Below are 16,135 nucleotides of genomic sequence, written 5' to 3'. Positions count from 1 at the left end.
CCCGTGACAGCCGTTCGGGGAGTTCCGGAGGCGGCGAGGACGCGCCTCTCCCCCGCCCCGCCCCGCCGGTGCGATGCTGGAGGCATCCTCCGGGAAGGGGTGCGCCGTGCTCCGTGTCGCCGTCGTCGGCTCCGGTCCCAGCGGGGTCTACACCGCCCAGGCTCTGGTCGAGCAGGACCGGGTGCCCGGCATCCGGGTGGACGTGCTGGACCGGCTCCCCTGTCCGTACGGACTCGTACGCTACGGGGTGGCCCCCGACCACGAGAAGATCAAGTCGCTGCAGAACAGTCTGCGTACCGTTCTGCAGCACGAGCGGATCACCTTCCTCGGCAATGTCGAGGTGGGCGGGGACGGGATCCCGCCCGAGCGGCTCGGCGAGCTCTACCACGCGGTGGTGTACTGCGTCGGAGCTGCTACGGACCGCAGCCTCGCCGTTCCGGGTGAGGAGCTGCCCGGCAGCCACTCGGCCACCGAGTTCGTCTCCTGGTACAGCGCGCACCCCGACGCCGTGGCCGGAGGTTTCGCCCTGCGGGCCCGTTCGGTCGTGGTGATCGGGGTCGGCAATGTGGCGGTCGACGTGGCACGGATCCTCGCGCGGAGCGCCGAGGAGCTGAGGCCCACCGACGTGCCCCACCCGGCGCTCGGCGCGCTGGCCGGCAGCCGGGTGCGGGAGGTGCACATGGCCGGCAGGCGCGGGCCGTCCCAGGCCAGGTTCACCACCAAGGAACTGCGCGAGCTCGGCGGGCTGCCCGGGGCCCGGGTCGTCGTGGACGGTGCCGAACTCGCCCTCGATCCGGCGTACGCCACCGGCGCGGCACCGGCGGGATCGGCGGCGCCCCTGTCAGCGGCGGCGCGACGCAACATCGAGGTGCTGCGCGGCTGGGCCGAGGCGGGCGCCCACGACACCGGGTCCGACCAGGAGCGCGCCATCCACCTGCGGTTCTTCCTGCGCCCGGTCGAGCTGCTGGAACGGGACGGCCGGGTGGCTGGGGTGCGCTTCGCCCGTACCGCACCGGACGGCAGCGGCGGCGTACGGGACACGGGTGCGTACGAGGAGATCGACGCCCAGCTCGTCCTGCGGGCCGTCGGCTACCGCGGGCTGCCGCTGCCCGGTCTGCCGTTCGATCCGGCGCTCGGCACGGTGCCGCATCTGGCGGGCCGGGTGCTGCGTGACGGGGCGCCCTCGCCCGGGGAGTACGTCGCGGGGTGGATCAAGCGGGGGCCGACCGGGGTGATCGGCTCGAACCGGTCGTGCGCGAAGGAGACAGTCGGGTCGCTGCTGGACGACGCCCCGCTGCTCATGGAGCGGACATCGGCGCCCGATCCGGTGGCCGCGCTGCGGGCGTGCGGTATCCGGCCGGTCGAATGGGACGGCTGGCTGTCGATCGAGCGGGCGGAAGCAGATCTCGGGCGGTCGCTCGGCCGCGGGCCGGTGAAGATCCCGGACTGGGCAGGGCTGCTGGATGCCGCCCACGCCGAACGGGGCTGAAGCCGAAGCGCCGCCGTGGGCGGCCGGGGCGTCAGGCCCCTCCGAACCGGTCCGCCTGCCGGTTCGCCGCGTCGAGAACGGCGTCGAGCAGCCCGGGGAAGAGCGTGTCCAGATCGTCTCGGCGGAGCCCGTTCATCTTGGCGGTCCCCCGATAGCTCTGCCGGACCACTCCGCTCTCGCGCAGCACCCGGAAGTGGTGCGTGGAGGTGGACTTGGACACCGGCAGTTCGATGCGGGAACAGGTGAGTTCGCCGTCGGCGGCAGCCAGCTCGCGGACCACCCTCAGCCGCATCGGGTCGGAGAGCGCGTGGAGGACCCCCTCGATCCGGATCTCCTCGCGGGCCGGGTGGGCGAGCACCCGGGAGCCGGTGACCGTGGCGGCGGTGGCGCTGGGGGCTGTCACGTCGGCTCCACTTCATCGCTTCGTCGGGGCACCCCATCGTACGAGGTTCATCGTATTCGGACCGGTCGGTCCTGGCTGGGCACCGCCCGGAGCACGGCGGGACACGGGAGGCCCCCGCACGCCGGCCAGGCCCCCGGTCACCCGCTGAGCAGGTCCGGATTCTCGGCGAGCGAAGCGAGATGGCCGGCCGGATCGGCGATGAGCCTGCGAGCCGTCAGATCGAGCATGCCCGCCACGCCCGTGACCTCCGCCGCGACCTTGCCGTCCTCCTTGAGGATCCGCTGGACGACCTCGAAGGTCTTGCCGGCGCCGTATACGAACTGACAGGTCACCCGTACCCGCTCGCCACCACGCAGCTCCCGCCGGAACTTCACCGTGGTCTCGAGCGCGACCGGGCCCACGCCGCTGGCCAGCAGCTTCTCCTGCGGCAGACCGGCGGCACGCAGCAGCTCCCACCGTGCGTGCTCGGCGTACTGCAGGTAGACGGCCTGGTTCAGATGTCCCTGCGTATCGAGCTCATAGCCGCGCACCGTCACGTCAACAAAGAAGGTCATGGACATCGCAACATCGCCGCCAATCCCTTCATCCCCCCCGTGGCCCCCCCGCCGCGCAGCGCCCGGCGTCGGCGGGCCGGTCCTGCACCCCGCCCCGGGATCCGCGCGTGCCGATCTCCGCAAAAGGCGCCACCGCGGATCCTGAGCGTCGCGCCCCGGCGGCCTGGCCGTCGAGGTGCTCGGCGGAGGCGCTCCGGTGTTCTGCCCGGCCGGTCGTCACAGCTTCGCCATCGTGCATCGCCCCGGACCCGGCCACCCGGATCAGCTACGGGGACCACGAACGCCCTTACCGGTCGGTCCCGTTGTTGTCCAGGGGCAGTTTCATGAACAACACCACTCATCGTCCTCCCCGTGGGACCGATCGAGCCGCGCCGGAAACCGGCGGGCGAACAATTCACTGCCGCGAACGAGCTTTCATCGCCGGTCCCGCCCGACGACCGGATCACGGTCGCCCTCGCGCTCAGAACTTCCCGGTGGCCGGAACTCGTTGGTAAGAAATTTTCGGCAAGAGGTAGTGCGACGCAACTCAATGACGCGCTACCTTTCGGCTGCCCAGCCGCGGCGGCGTCGCACGACAGTGCGCGCCGACCCGTGGTCCGGGTGAAAGGTGCACAGTCCTGTCCATCCCAGATGCCGACCTGGAGTGCCATGACACTGCCCAGACCGCCGAGAGTCCGTCTGCGCGCCACCACCATGCTCACCGCGCTGGCCGCACTGACCGCCACCGCGCTGGCCGGAGCCGCGGCGCCGGCCGGAGCAGCCGACGGCGCCAAGGACGTCTCCTACCGGGGCTATCACGTACGCGTGCCCAGCAGTTGGCCTGTCATCGACCTGGCCGCCGCCCCCGACACCTGTGTCCGCTTCGACCATCACGCGGTCTACCTCGGCCACGCCACACCGGCCGGACAGGCCACCTGTCCGGCCGGTCTGGTCGGGCGCACCGAAGCTCTGGTGATCGAGCCGCTGGACGCGACGGGCCGGAAGTCGATGGACGGCTCCACCCGGATCGCGCCGAAGGGCACCGCCAGAGCCGCGGTTCCGCGCACCGCCGACGCGTCGTCAGGGCGGATACGCCAGGCGGTACCCGCGGCCGGAGTGCTGGTCACCGCCTCGGTCGGCACGGACGACTCCGCCGCCCAGACGATCCTGGACAGCGCCGCCCTGGACACCGGCGCGAAGGCCGTGACCCTGTCAGGCACCGCCGCGACCGAGGCGGCCGCGTCCGCGTCCGCGTCCGCCGTGGCTCCGCAGCCCGGCACCTACACGGGTCTCGGTTTCGACCCGTGCGCCGCACCGTCCAACGCCCAGATGTCCGCCTGGTCCGCCTCGCCGTTCCGGGCCGTCGGGGTGTACATCAGCGGCATCAGCGCCGCGTGCGACCAGCCGAACCTGACCGCGCCGTGGATCCAGACCCAGACCCAGGCCGGCTGGCACATCATCCCGATCCACGTCGGCCTCCAGGCGCCGTGCAACTCCTTCAGCCACAAGGTGTCGTACACGCTGTCCACCGCCGCGAGCCAGGGTCACTCCGAGGCCCAGGAGTCCATCGCCGCCGCCCAGGCGCTCGGACTTCCCCAGGGCAGCGTGCTCTACAACGACATGGAGGCGTACGACCAGACCAGCGCCACGTGCAGTGACGCGGTGATGACCTTCCTGAGCGCCTGGACCGACGAACTGCACGCCAACGGCTACCTGTCGGGGGTCTACTCCTCCGCCGGTTCGGGCATGGTCGACCTGGCCGGTGAGTACACCGCGGGCACCTACACGATGCCCGACCACATCTGGTTCGCCCGCTGGAACAGCGCGGCCGACACCGACGCCACACCGTATGTGCCGAACGACTACTGGGCCGGCCACCAGCGCATCCACCAGCTCACCGGGGACACCGACGAGACCTGGGGCGGCGTGACCATGAACATCGACCGGGACTACCTGGACGTGGGCACGGGGCCGTTCGGCAACTCCACCTGCTCCGCGAGCCTGGACTTCTCGCTGTACGGCTCGATCACGGCCGGTGCCTCCGGCGGCGCCGTCAGCGCGGCCCAGTGCCTGCTGCTGCGCCAGGGCCACTACAGCGGTGCGGTGGACGGCGTGTTCGGTGCGAGCACCACCACCGCGGTCCGGTCGTACCAGAGCGCCAAGGCGCTGCCGGTCACCGGCACCGTGGACTCCCACACCTGGACCGCACTGCTCTCCGCCGGAACCAAGCCGACCCTCCAGTCCGGCGCCTCCGGGGTGGATGTCATGCGTCTCCAGCGGGCGCTGATCGCGGCCCGCGGCCAGACGCTCAGCATCGACGGCGACTTCGGCCCGGCCACCACCACCGCCGTGAAGGCGTACCAGACCTCCCAGGGGCTCACCGCCGACGGCATCGTCGGCAGCCTGACCTGGACCGCCCTGCAAGCCGGCAAGTGACCCGCGACTGATGGCGAATCGAAGGAGAATCATGCCTGCGTACGGAATGCGGCTGCGGGCCGGCCGCGGTCTGGCGGTCGCGGTCGCGGCCGGACTGCTCGCGCTGAGCGCCGCCGCCCCCTCGATGGCGGCGACGGTACCCGCGCGGACCAACCTGCTGTCCTCCGACTGCCCCAGCACCATCAAGCAGGGCCAGGCCAGCGGGTGCGTGACGGAGCTTCAGACACTGCTGAACTCCGGCGGGGCCGGACTGACCGTGGACGGCGACTTCGGCCCGGCAACCACCGCCGCGGTGCAGGCCTACCAGACGTCCCACGGCCTCACCTCGGACGGTCTGGTCGGTCCGGCCACCAAGGCCGCGCTGTACTACGAGGACCCTGCGGTGGCGATCGACCTGCGCTCCCTGAGCTGCCCGGTCGACCTGGAGCAGAACGAGAGCGACGGCTGCGTCACCGAGCTGCAGAACAAGCTCAACGCCCATGGCGCAGGGCTGACGGTGGACCACGTCCTCGGTTCCACCACCACCGCCGCGGTGCGCACGTACCAGTCGTCGGTGGGCCTGTCGGCCACCGGTGAGGTGAACCCGGCGACCAAGGCGAAGCTCTACGGCGACCCTGCGCCGCAGCAGCCCACGGACCTCGGCTCCGGGCGCTACGCGGCGGTCGTGAACTTCGCGCAGCAGGCCACCGGTCAGAACATCCAGTACGTCTGGGGCGGCGGCCACGAGACGGACTTCGGCCCGTCGATCGGCATCTGCGACGACTACAGCGGATCGATCACACCGTGCCCGGCGGACAAGGAAGTGGGCCTGGACTGCTCGGGCTTCACCCGCTGGCTGTACTGGCGGGCGGGGGCCGGCGACATCGGTCAGACCACCCGTGACCAGGTCGTCAACCCGCGCCTCACGCAGGTCACCGCAGCCACCGCGATCCCCGGTGACCTGGTGTACTTCGGCGGCTCGGCGTCGACGGTGCACCACGTGGGGGTCTACATCGGCAACGGGATGATGATCAACGCCTCGCACACCGGCACCTATGTCCGGCAGGACACGGTCGCCTCGCACACGGACCTGCTCGGCTACTACCACCTCAGCAGCTGACCACGTCTCGGTGACGGTGGCCGGCTCCGTCCGCGGGGCCGACCACCCGGTCTTTGTAAATTTTTGACGTCGAAGCCGAGTGTGGCGAATTTTACTGACTACGGTGCCCTCAGGCGCTCCTCCTTCTCGACCTCCACCACCCATATACAAGGGAGTTGTCCCCGTTGAACGTGCGCATTCTTCGCAGGACCGCCGCGGCACTCGCCGCGCTGGCACTGCCACTCGTCGCGCTGCCCACTCCGGCGGCCGCGTCCGGCGGCACCACGCTCCGCGTGACCATGAACACCTCCGGAGTGGACACACTCAACCCGTTCCTCGCCTACTTCGACGGTGCCCTGGACATCTTCGGCCAGGTGTATCCCTCGCTGAACTCCCTCAAGCCGGACGGCAGCGCGGCTCCGTACCTCGCGGACTCCTGGACCACCTCCGCCGACAAGCTGAGCTGGACCTTCAAGCTGCACCAGGGTCTGAAGTGGTCCGACGGCCAGCCGATCACGGCCGAGGACGCGGCCTGGACGCTGAACCTGATCATGACGAACGAGACCGCGGCCACCGCCAACGGCTCGCTGGTCCGGAACTTCGCCAAGGTCGAGGCGACCGATGCGAACACCCTGGTGATCACCACCAAGGAACCGCAGTCGAACATGCTGTACGTCTCCACCCCCAGCAGCATCCCGATCGTGCCCAAGCACATCTGGGAGAAGCACACCGGCGATCTCAAGAGCTTCAAGAACAACAGCTTCCCGGTGGTGGGTTACGGCCCCTGGAAGCTGACCACGTACAAGACCGAGCAGTACGCCAAGCTCGACGCGAACAAGGACTTCTTCCTCGGCGCCCCCAAGTTCGACCACTTGCTCGAGCAGCAGTACAAGACGACCGATGCCGCGGTGGCCGCCCTGCGCAGCGGCCAGATCGACTACGTCACCTCGATGAACTCCACCCAGTTCAATGCCCTGCAGGACGAGAAGAACGTCAAGGCGTTCCAGACGCCCGGCCACCACTGGTCCGCCATCGAGATCAACGCCGGGGCCAGGACCCGTGACGAGAAGCCGATCGGCACGGCGAACCCCGTGCTCGCCGACCAGGCCGTGCGCACCGCCATCGCCTACGCGACGGACAAGAAGACCCTCGTCAAGAAGGTCCTCAACAATCTGGGCGCGCCGGGCGTGGGTTACCTGCCGCCCGCCTGGAGCCAGTGGGCGTGGACGCCGAAGCCTGCGGACACGGTCGACTTCGACCTGGCCAAGGCCAACGCGCTGCTCGACCAGGCGGGTTACAAGAAGGGCAAGGACGGCATACGCACGGCGCCGAAGTCCGGCAAGAAGCTGAATCTGCGCCTGGGTATCCACTCCGACAGCACCGGCGACGCGCAGATTTCCTCCTACGTCAAGGGCTGGCTCAAGGACATCGGCATCGAGATCACGATCCAGCCGTTCGCGATGACCAAGCTGAACGACAACCTCGCCAAGGGCGACTGGGACATGCTGATGGACAGCTGGGGCACCGGCCCCGACCCGAGTTACATGCTCGGCATTCAGACGTGCGACACCCGGCCGCAGAGCGACGGCACCAGCGGCTCCACCGACGCCTTCCACTGCGACAAGGAGTACGACAAGCTCTTCCAGGAGCAGATCAAGGCGTTCGACCCGGCCGAACGTACGCGCATCGTCGGCGAGATGCAGGACATCCTCTACCGGCACAACCAGGACATGATCCTGTACTACGACAACGGTCTCTACGCGTCCCGGACCGACACCGTGAAGGGGCTCGTCTCCGGCAAGGCGGACTCGACAGGTGTGATGCCCACCCAGCTGGCCTTCTGGAACTACGCCAAGGCCGCTCCGCCCACCAAGGACGCAGCGGCCGGCTCCTCCACGTCGACCGGGACCTGGGTGGCCGTCGGCGGTGGAGCGGCGCTGGTCGTCGTCCTCGCCGGTCTGCTGATCCGGCGTCGCAGGTCCACCGCGGGTGAGCGCGAGTAGTCCTGGCATCCGGCCGGCACACGCGCCGGCGCGGCGGGGAACTTCTCCCCGCCGCGCCGGCGTTTCTCGTCCCGGGTGTTCTCGGCCACCGCGTCGGCAGGACGCGGCCCCCGGACCGGCCGATCGGTCAGGCGAGCACCGGTCCGTCGAAGGTGAGCGTGCCCGCGTCGGCGTCGAGACGGGCCCGGACACCGACCGGGAAGGTCTGCATCGGAACACCGTGGCCGATGTCGGCGCCGGCCAGGACCGGGGCGCCGAGGTCGCCGAGCCGGTCGACGAGCAGGGCGTCGATCTCGGCCGGGTCGCCGCAGCCGGTGAAGGTGCCGCAGAGGATGCCCGCGACGCCGTCGAGGTAACCGGAGCGGCGCAGCTGGGTGAGGATGCGGTCCAGCCGGTACGGCTCCTCGTCGACGTCCTCCAGGAAGAGGATGCCGCCGCGGGCCGGACGCGAGGTGGGCGTGGACAGCGAGGAGCAGAGCAGGCTCGCGGTGCCGCCGAGGGTGATGCCTTCGGCTGCGCCGGGGACCAGGGTGCGGGCCGCAGGGAACGTCAGACCGGTGACCTCTGCCGGAGTGAACAGCATCCGGGTCATGGAATCGAAGGCGTACGCGCCGGGGGCGAAGTCGTCCGAGACCGGCATGGGTCCGAACAGCGAGACCCAGCCGAGGTGTGTGGCGACCGCCTCGATGAGCGCGGTGACGTCCGAGTAGCCGATGAGGGTACGCGGGGCGGGGGTACCCATGGCGGCGAAGTCGACGCCCTCCAGGGTGCGTTGGGCGCCGTAGCCGCCGCGCGCCATGAAGACGGCGCGGTAGCGCGGGTCGGTGAGGGCGGTGGTGAGGTCGGCGGCACGGAGGGCGTCGTCGCCGGCGAGATAGTCGAGCGGGATGCCGGCGGCGCGGGCCGAGGGCAGCACGTCGACGATCAGGCCGAGCGTCTCCAGGGCCGCAACGGCCTTCTCCAGTTCCGCGGCGCGCGGGGGGCCGGAGGCGGCGGTGACGGCCACCCGGTCGCCGGGGCCGAGGGCCGGCGGGCGGGTCAGTGCGGCGATCTGGTCGGTGGTCATGCGGACTCCTCGGGTGTGGTGAGGTAGGCGGCGAGCAGGGCGGCGCGGGCCAGCAGTGAGTTGATCGAGGCACGTTCGGACATGGAGTGGGCGCCCGCACCGTCCGGGCCGAGGCCGTCGACGGTGGGGATCCCGAGCGCACCGGTGAGATTGGTGTCCCCGGCGCCACCGGATGTGCCGGTGGCCAGGTCCAGGCCCAGCTCGGCGGCGAGCGACGCAAGGTGCGCGGCCAACGGGTTGGCCGGGTCGCGTTCCCATGCGGGGCGGTACGAGAGCCGGGTGACGGTGACCTCCGCACCCGCGCGGACGGGGGCGAGCGCGTCGAGGGCGCCGAGTACGGCGGCCTCGGCGACCGGGGTGGCGAAGCGCAGGCCGAGTTCGGCCCGGGCGGCACCCGCGACGACGTTGGCGCGGGTACCGCCGCTGATGGTGCCGATGTTGAACTCGGCCGCGGGCGGGGCCGGGACGGCACCGCGCACGGCGGCGATCTGGTCGATGAGCTCGTCGATCGCGGAGGTTCCGAGCGAGGCGTCCAGTCCGGCGTGCGCCTCCACGCCCCGGACGTCGATGCGGACGCGGGCCACGCCACGCCGTCCGGTCTTCAACGCACCGCCGGGAAGGGGCGGTTCGAATCCGAGGGCGGCGACTGCCCCCTCGGCCTGAGCGGCGATGACGCGGCGGCCGTCCGGGGAGCCGATCTCCTCGTCGTTGACGACGACCAGGCGCACCGGGCGGCGCGGCGCGAGACCGTGTTCGCGCAGCAGGGCGAAGGCCAGCTCGATGGCGACCAGGGAGCCCTTCATGTCGTACACACCGGGGCCGGTGACCGTGTCCTTGTCGTCGTGCAGCCGGAAGGGCCGCTCGGCGGTGGTTCCGACGGGCAGGACGGTGTCGCTGTGGCCGATGAGGAGGATGTGCCCGTCGGACGGCGCGCCGTCGCCGGGCCACTCGCAGATCAGATGGTCACCGTGCGGTCCGGCGTCCCGGCTGATGCGGGCACCGAGGGCTCGGTATGCCTGCTCCAGATCGGCGTTGACGATCTGGAGCAGTTCGGGTTCCCCGGACGGGCTCTCGGCCATGACCAGGGTCTCCAGGCGGGTGAGCGCCCTCCCCCGCAGATGCTCGGCATCGAATCGCACGCGTTCAGCCTTCCTTCAGTACGGTGTGCCGCAGCCGGTTGGCCCGGACCAGTGACTCGTCGACATGGACGCCGAGGCCGGGGCGGGCGTCGGGTACCGGGACCAGGCCGTCGGTGGCGCGGATCGGCGGGGTGACGATGTCCTGGCGGTAGTACTTGTCGGATCCGGAGACGTCCGAGGGCAGGGTGAAGCCGGGCAGCGAGGCGACGGCGAGGTTCGCGGCGCGTCCGATGCCGAACTCGTGCATGCCGCCGCACCAGACCGGGATGCCGGCCTCGTGACACAGGTCGTGCACCGCGACGGACGGTCCGATGCCGCCGAGCCGGGACACCTTGATGTTCACGATGTCGGCGGCGCCCAGCCGCAGGGCGGTGGCCAGCACGGCGGGCGAAGTGATGGACTCGTCGAGGCAGACAGGCGTGTCGAGGCGGGCGGCGAGGTCGGCGTGACCCAGCAGATCGTCCTCGGCGAAGGGCTGTTCGATCATCAGCAGACCCTGGTCGTCGAGGGCGGCCAGCGTCGCCAGGTGCTCGGCGGAGTCGGCCCGGTAGCCGGTGTTCGCGTCGACCTGGAGGGCGATGTCGGGGAAGGCCGCGCGCACCGCCCTTACCGGTTCGACGTCCCAGCCCGGGCGGCACTTGAGCTTGACCCGGCGGTAGCCGTCGTCGACATGGCGGGCGACCTGGGCGAGCAGCGCGTCCACGGTCGGTTCGATGCCGAGGCTGACGCCCGCGCTGATCCGGTCCGTGGTACCGCCGAGGACGGTGCCGAGCGTCTCCCCGCGGGCCTGCCCGTAGAGATCCCAGCAGGCCATGTCGATGCCGGCGCGGGCGAAGTGGTTTCCGGACAGCCTGCTGGTGAGGGCTGCCGCGTCGTCGGGGTGCTCCCAGGGGCGGCCCAGCACCATGGGGGCGAGGTGTTCGGACATGACGTACCAGCAGCTCTCGGTGGACTCGCTGCAGTAGTACGGGTCGCTGGGCGAGGCGCACTCGCCCCAGCCGACGGTGCCGTCGGACGCGGTGGCCCTGACCACGATGTGGTCCAGGTGGGACTTGCGGTGTGAGCTGGTCTCGAACTCGTGGATCAAGTCCAGGCGTACCAGCGAGAGCTCGATCTCGGCGATGGTGATCGGCATGTGGTGGTGTGCTCCTATTCGGGGCGCGGCGAGAACCGGTAGACGGCGAGGTCGTCGGTGACGCGGCGACAGGAGACCCCGACGTGGGTGGTCAGGGCCTCGGCGAAGGCTTCCCGGAGCGAGCCGCGCAGCGCGGCGGCGGCCCGCATCCCGGTCGCTGCGCGATACAGGTCCCAGCGGGCGGGCACGGCGATCATCAGGTCGTCGCCGTCGGCACAGGACTCGCCGGGGCTCCAGGCACGGACAGGGGGCTCGGGGGTGGCGGTGGCGGTGCGCGTCAGGTCCCAGTCGACCAGGAACCGGTCGGTGGGTTCGCCCGTGTCGTCGCCGAAGCCCTCGTCGCCGTACATGGACGGTTTGAGCACGGTGACGCGTCCGCCGAGAACGTCCAGGTTGAAATGCGCGTTGCGGGTCTTGACCGGGTCGTACGCCCAGCGGATGCGGGTGAGTCCCGCGGCCAGGGTCCGGTCGCGTTGGGCGTGTTTCAGGAGGCGGCCCACTCCCTGGCCCTGGCGGCTGCCTGCGACGACGGCGAGCTGCGAGTACTGGAACAGCTCGCCGTCCGTCTCGCGGGCCAGGAAGCTGTACGCGAATCCGATGGGCCGCGTCCGGTCGGCTCCCTCGTACGCCGCGACGAGGATGCCGCCGTTGGCCTGGAGCGCCGCCAGCAGGCGGGGGTTGAGGCCGCCGTCGCTCGGCCGCAGCCCCATCACCTCGGTGTACAGGCCGACGCAGGCCGCCATGGCGGCGGGCCCTTCGACATCGCGTACGCAGAGCGGACCGGCGGCGGAGCCCCCGGCGGCGTCGCCGGCTCCCGGGGGCCGTGCGGGTGCGTCGGCCCAACCGCTGCCGTCCGTACCGGCAGGCGTGCCCGGGCGGGTCTCAGCGGGCATCGGCGAGGTGGCAGGCCGCCTGGGCGGTCGTGCGGTCGGCGGTCAGCACGGGCAGCTCTCGCGTCTCGCAGCCCGCGGCGGCACGCTCGTCGGCGCCGAGTGCGGCCAGGCGCGGGCAGCGCGGGTGGAAGCGGCAGCCGCCCGGGATACGGGTCGGGTCCGGCGGCTCACCGGTCAGGACGGTCCGCGGCTGATCGCGGCCCGTCTCGGGCAGCACCGAGAGCAGTGCCTTGGTGTACGGGTGCTGGGGGCGCAGCAGTACCTCCTCGACCGTGCCGACCTCGACGATCCGGCCGAGGTACATCACGGCGACCCGGTCGGCGATGTTCCAGGCCAGGCCCAGGTCGTGGCTGACCACCAGGGCGGACAGGCCGAAGCTGTCGCGCAGTTCCAGGATCAGCTTGAGGATCTCGCCGCGGACCGAGGCGTCGAGGGACGCGACCGGCTCGTCGGCGACGATCACCGACGGGTCGAGGGCAAGCGCACCCGCGATGACCACACGCTGCTGCTGGCCGCCGGACATCCCGTGCGGGAAGCGGTGGAGGAACCGCTCCGGCGGACGCAGTCCGGAGCGGTGGAGAGCGGTGTGCACCCGCGAGTTGAGCTCGTCGGTGATGCCGTGCAGCCGGGGTCCTTCCGCGACCGCGTCGTACACGTTCTGCCGGGGGTTGAGGGCACCGCCCGGGTCCTGGAGGACCAGCTGGGCGTGGCGGCGGTACGCCTTGAGGGCCTTCGCCGAGTACGTGAGCGGCTTGCCCTGGTAGCGGATCTCGCCGCTGGTGGGCTTGATGAGACCGACGAGCGCGCGGGCCAGCGTGGACTTGCCGCAGCCGGACTCGCCGATCAGGGCGACGATCTCGCCCTGGCCGACGGTCAGGTTGGCGCCGTCCACGGCGCGGGCGGGGCCACGGCCTGCCCGCGCCGGGTAGGTGATGTGGAGGTCACGGACCTCCAGGGTCGGAGCGGTACTCACGACCGGCTCCCTTCGGTTGCGGGGGTGTGCGCGTCCAGGACGCGCAGGCACGCGGCGGTTCGCCGGTCGCCTGCGGGCCAGAGCTCGATGGTCCGGGTGCGGCAGTCGTCGACGGCGTGCACGCAGCGCGGGGCGAAGGCGCAGCCGGCGCCGAGCGCCGAGACGTCCGGCGGGTCGCCCGGCAGTCCGGAGGGCGCGAACCTGGAGGCCGGGTCGCCGATGGTGGGGAACGCCCTGGACAGGGCGCCGGTGTAGGGGTGTTCGGGCGCTTCGATGACCTGCTGGGAGGGGCCCGTCTCGACGATCTCGCCGGCGTACATCACGGCGAGACGGCCGCACATCTCGGAGAGCACCGAGAGGTCGTGGCTGATCATGATCACGCCGACGCCGAAGTCCCTCACCAGATCGGTGAACAGCTCCATGATCTGTGCCTGGACCATCACGTCGAGGGCCGTGGTGGGCTCGTCGGCGATGATCAGGTCGGGACGGCAGGCGAGCGCCATGGCGATCATGATGCGCTGCCGCTGGCCACCCGAGAACTCGTGCGGGTAACTGCCCATGCGCTGCCGGGATATGCCGACGCTGTCGAGCAGCTCCGCGGCGCGCTGACGAGCGGTGCGCTGGGACACCTTCTCGTGCAGCAGGATCGGCTCACAGATCTGCTCGCCGATGGGGCGTACCGGGTTGAGGGCGCTCATGGCGCCCTGGAAGACCACGGAGGCGCCGTTCCAGCGCACCGCGCGGAGCGTGGACCACTTGGCGGTGAGCAGATCCTCACCGTCGAGCAGGACCTGGCCGGTGACCTTCGCGTTCTTGGGCAGCAGCCGCAGCAGGCTGAGCACCATGGTGGTCTTGCCGGAGCCGGATTCGCCGGCCACACCGAGGGTCTCGCCCCGGTCGAGGGTGAAGCTCACGCCCCGTACGGCGGGGATGTCGCGCTGGCCGTCGCGGTAGGTGACGGAGAGGTCGCGTACGTCGAGCAGGGTCATGATCAGCCCACCATCCGCGGGTTGAGGACGTGCTCCACGGCACGCCCGGTGAGGGTGAAGCCGAGGACGACGACGAGAATGGCGATGCCGGGGGTGCCCACGTACCACCACGCGCCGGACGTCATCGCGCCCTGGTAGAAGGCGGCGTTGAGCATGGAGCCCCAGGAGACGCCGGTCGGGTCACCGAGCCCGAGGAAGGTCAGGGTGGCTTCGGAGAGGATCGCCGAGGCGACGGTGAGCGTCGCGGAGACCAGGACCAGCGGGGCGACGTTCGGCAGCACGTGACGGAGCATCACCTGACGGTTGCCGGCGCCGAGCACCTTGGCGCGCTCGATGAACGGACGGGCCTCCACGGCGAGGGTCTGGGCACGCACCAGCCGGGCGGTGGACGTCCACGAGGTCACCGCGATGGCGATGGTGATGGACGCCGTTCCCTGGCCGAGGACCGCGGCCAGCGAGATGGCGAGCGGCAGGCTGGGCAGCGCGATGAACCAGTCGGTGAGGTGCATCAGGGCCTTGCCGAGCTTGCCCGGGTAGTGGCCGGCGAGCAGTCCGATCGCGGAGCCGAGCACCATGGTGAGCACGGTCGCGATGACGCCGATGGACAGCGAGGAGCGGGCGCCCCAGATCAGCAGGTCCACCACGGAGCGGCCGGCCTGATCGGTACCCAGCAGGTAGTCGGCGCTGGGCGGGGAGAGCAGCGGGCCGTCGACCTTGGTGACGTCGAGCTGCTCGGGACCGATGAACAGCGGGGCGGCCAGTGCGAGGACCGTGCTGAGGAGCAGGATGCCCAGCCCGACGAGTCCCGCCGGACGCTTGGCGTAGGCCCGCACGAAGCGGGTGAGGGCGGCCAGCCGCGGCGGGGAACCGGCAGGCGCGGTCGTGATGGTGGTGTCAGTAGTCGTCATCGCACACGCACCCGGGGGTCGAGGAAGCGGTAGAGCACGTCGGCGAGCAGGTTCATCAGGATCACGCTGGCGCTGAAGATGATGAAGGTGCCCTGCAGGACGGGGATGTCGGGCACCTTGAGGGCCTCGATGGTGAGCGAGCCGAGTCCCGGCCAGCTGAAGACGGTCTCGACGGTGATCGCGCCGCCGACCATGGTGCCCAGGTGAAGGAAGATCACGGTGACCGAGGGCAGGAGCGCGTTGGGCACGGCGTGCTTGCGCCGCACGGCGTCGTCGACCAGTCCCTTGGCCCGGGCGGTCAGCAGGTACGGACTGCCCAGCTCGTCGATGATCGACGAGCGCATGATCGACACGTACTGGGCGAAGACGACCAGCACCATGGTGAGACACGGCAGCACCATGTGGCGGGCCACGTCGAGCACGTGGTCGAAGCCCGTGGCGCCGAGCGCCGCGTCGGACATGCCGCCGGACGGGAACAGGTTCAGGCCGACGCTGAGCCAGATCAGCAGGATCATGCCCAGCCAGTAGGTGGGGACCGACCAGAACGTGAGTGCGGCGGAGGAGGTGATCCGGTCGAAGAGGCTGCCGTGCCGCCACCCGCTGCGGACGCCCAGCCACAGGCCGAGCGCCACGGATATCACGGTGGCCGTACCCATCAGGAGCAGGGTCGGACCGACGCGTTCCGCGATGAGCGAGGAGACGGACTGCTGGTACTGCCAGGAACGGCCCAGCTCCAGGTGGAGCGTGTCGTTCACGAAGGAGATGAACCGCTCCCACACCGGCTTGTCGAGGCCCAGCGACTGACGGAGATGAGCCATCTGTGCGTCGCTGGTGGGGCGGCCGCGGGTCATGGTCTGGACCGGGTCCGCGGGCATCAGCTGGAAGATCACGAAGCCGATGCCCAGGACGATGACGAAGCTCACGGCTGCCGCGGCGAGCTTGCTTCCCAGGAAGCGGAGAAAGGCGGCGCGCCCCGTGCCCGGGCGGGAGGCATCGCTGGACGCGTCGCTCCCGGGCACGGGGCCGACGGCGCTCACGCTGTCGGACGTAGTGGTCATGATTTCTCGATCTGCTCGGTCTGGTGGACCGC

At 70.9% G+C, this 16,135-nt stretch carries 14 protein-coding genes; 4 read left to right on the top strand and 10 right to left on the bottom strand.

Annotation, left to right across the window (positions count from 1 at the left end; all coding sequences use genetic code 11):
* Nucleotides 1-106 precede the first annotated feature (106 nt).
* A complete protein-coding gene (locus ACFVXE_RS17540) occupies nt 107-1,489 on the top strand; it encodes an FAD-dependent oxidoreductase (RefSeq protein WP_389672021.1) in 1,383 nt (460 codons plus the stop codon).
* Nucleotides 1,490-1,520: 31 nt separating this feature from the next.
* Here the strand turns inward: ACFVXE_RS17540 and ACFVXE_RS17535 are convergent, their stop codons facing one another.
* Together ACFVXE_RS17535 and ACFVXE_RS17530 are read right to left on the bottom strand one after the other, a co-directional pair.
* Nucleotides 1,521-1,892, bottom strand: coding sequence for an ArsR/SmtB family transcription factor (locus ACFVXE_RS17535; protein ID WP_389672020.1), 372 nt, complete (start codon nt 1,890-1,892; stop codon nt 1,521-1,523).
* Nucleotides 1,893-2,029: 137 nt separating this feature from the next.
* The gene (locus ACFVXE_RS17530; RefSeq protein WP_389672019.1) at nt 2,030-2,446 is read right to left on the bottom strand and encodes an acyl-CoA thioesterase; all 417 of its coding nucleotides are present in this window, start codon (nt 2,444-2,446) and stop codon (nt 2,030-2,032) included.
* A 648-nt stretch (nt 2,447-3,094) separates the two neighbouring features.
* Between ACFVXE_RS17530 and ACFVXE_RS17525 the strand changes: the two genes are divergently transcribed.
* The 3 genes from ACFVXE_RS17525 (at nt 3,095) to ACFVXE_RS17515 (ending at nt 7,942) form a co-directional block, all read left to right on the top strand.
* Nucleotides 3,095-4,861: a glycoside hydrolase domain-containing protein gene (locus ACFVXE_RS17525; protein WP_389672018.1), complete on the top strand. Its 1,767-nt coding sequence runs from the start codon at nt 3,095-3,097 to the stop codon at nt 4,859-4,861.
* Nucleotides 4,862-4,892: 31 nt separating this feature from the next.
* The gene (locus ACFVXE_RS17520; RefSeq protein ID WP_389672017.1) at nt 4,893-5,960 is read left to right on the top strand and encodes a peptidoglycan-binding protein; all 1,068 of its coding nucleotides are present in this window, start codon (nt 4,893-4,895) and stop codon (nt 5,958-5,960) included.
* Nucleotides 5,961-6,130: 170 nt separating this feature from the next.
* On the top strand, nt 6,131-7,942 hold the full coding sequence (locus tag ACFVXE_RS17515) for an ABC transporter substrate-binding protein (protein WP_389672041.1): 1,812 nt from the start codon (nt 6,131-6,133) through the stop codon (nt 7,940-7,942).
* A 127-nt stretch (nt 7,943-8,069) separates the two neighbouring features.
* Here the strand turns inward: ACFVXE_RS17515 and ACFVXE_RS17510 are convergent, their stop codons facing one another.
* The 8 genes from ACFVXE_RS17510 to ACFVXE_RS17475 are packed head-to-tail and all read right to left on the bottom strand — an operon-like array spanning nt 8,070 to nt 16,103.
* Complete coding sequence (locus ACFVXE_RS17510; protein ID WP_389672016.1) at nt 8,070-9,008, bottom strand: LD-carboxypeptidase; 939 nt, start codon at nt 9,006-9,008, stop codon at nt 8,070-8,072.
* Complete coding sequence (locus ACFVXE_RS17505; RefSeq protein WP_389672015.1) at nt 9,005-10,147, bottom strand: M20/M25/M40 family metallo-hydrolase; 1,143 nt, start codon at nt 10,145-10,147, stop codon at nt 9,005-9,007. Before ACFVXE_RS17505 ends, ACFVXE_RS17510 begins: the two co-directional genes overlap by 4 nt.
* Before the next feature lie 4 nt (nt 10,148-10,151).
* Nucleotides 10,152-11,282, bottom strand: a complete 1,131-nt coding sequence (gene menC, locus ACFVXE_RS17500; RefSeq protein WP_389672014.1) for an o-succinylbenzoate synthase — start codon at nt 11,280-11,282, stop codon at nt 10,152-10,154.
* 14 nt (nt 11,283-11,296) lie between these two features.
* Complete coding sequence (locus tag ACFVXE_RS17495) at nt 11,297-12,175, bottom strand: hypothetical protein (RefSeq protein WP_389672013.1); 879 nt, start codon at nt 12,173-12,175, stop codon at nt 11,297-11,299.
* Nucleotides 12,165-13,148 carry an ABC transporter ATP-binding protein gene (locus tag ACFVXE_RS17490; RefSeq protein ID WP_389672012.1) on the bottom strand — a complete coding sequence of 328 codons (984 nt, stop codon included), beginning with the start codon at nt 13,146-13,148 and terminating at the stop codon, nt 12,165-12,167. The genes ACFVXE_RS17495 and ACFVXE_RS17490 overlap by 11 nt, the downstream gene beginning before the upstream one ends.
* Entirely contained in the window at nt 13,145-14,137 is a 993-nt protein-coding gene (locus ACFVXE_RS17485; RefSeq protein WP_389672011.1) for an ABC transporter ATP-binding protein, read from the bottom strand. Before ACFVXE_RS17485 ends, ACFVXE_RS17490 begins: the two co-directional genes overlap by 4 nt.
* A gap of 2 nt (nt 14,138-14,139) precedes the next feature.
* Nucleotides 14,140-15,045 (bottom strand): ABC transporter permease, encoded by a 906-nt coding sequence (locus ACFVXE_RS17480; RefSeq protein ID WP_389672010.1) that lies wholly within the window; start codon nt 15,043-15,045, stop codon nt 14,140-14,142.
* The gene (locus tag ACFVXE_RS17475) at nt 15,042-16,103 is read right to left on the bottom strand and encodes an ABC transporter permease (RefSeq protein WP_389672009.1); all 1,062 of its coding nucleotides are present in this window, start codon (nt 16,101-16,103) and stop codon (nt 15,042-15,044) included. The genes ACFVXE_RS17480 and ACFVXE_RS17475 overlap by 4 nt, the downstream gene beginning before the upstream one ends.
* Nucleotides 16,104-16,135 lie beyond the last annotated feature (32 nt).

The organism is Streptomyces sp. NPDC058231 (genome assembly GCF_042882275.1).
GTDB lineage: Bacteria > Actinomycetota > Actinomycetes > Streptomycetales > Streptomycetaceae > Streptomyces.
The sequence above is the reverse complement of the archived record's forward strand: the minus strand, read 5'-3'. Positions and strand labels throughout refer to the sequence as shown.

What these genes read in the sequence shown, in the direction of transcription:
- ACFVXE_RS17530 (WP_389672019.1), bottom strand. Translation starts at nt 2,446, where the DNA reads ATGACCTTCTTTGTTGACGTGACGGTGCGCGGCTATGAGCTCGATACG.
- ACFVXE_RS17520 (WP_389672017.1), top strand. Translation starts at nt 4,893, where the DNA reads ATGCCTGCGTACGGAATGCGGCTGCGGGCCGGCCGCGGTCTGGCGGTC.
- ACFVXE_RS17510 (WP_389672016.1), bottom strand. Translation starts at nt 9,008, where the DNA reads ATGACCACCGACCAGATCGCCGCACTGACCCGCCCGCCGGCCCTCGGC.
- ACFVXE_RS17525 (WP_389672018.1), top strand. Translation starts at nt 3,095, where the DNA reads ATGACACTGCCCAGACCGCCGAGAGTCCGTCTGCGCGCCACCACCATG.
- ACFVXE_RS17495 (WP_389672013.1), bottom strand. Translation starts at nt 12,175, where the DNA reads ATGCCCGCTGAGACCCGCCCGGGCACGCCTGCCGGTACGGACGGCAGC.
- ACFVXE_RS17475 (WP_389672009.1), bottom strand. Translation starts at nt 16,103, where the DNA reads ATGACCACTACGTCCGACAGCGTGAGCGCCGTCGGCCCCGTGCCCGGG.
- menC (WP_389672014.1), bottom strand. Translation starts at nt 11,282, where the DNA reads ATGCCGATCACCATCGCCGAGATCGAGCTCTCGCTGGTACGCCTGGAC.
- ACFVXE_RS17480 (WP_389672010.1), bottom strand. Translation starts at nt 15,045, where the DNA reads ATGACGACTACTGACACCACCATCACGACCGCGCCTGCCGGTTCCCCG.
- ACFVXE_RS17485 (WP_389672011.1), bottom strand. Translation starts at nt 14,137, where the DNA reads ATGACCCTGCTCGACGTACGCGACCTCTCCGTCACCTACCGCGACGGC.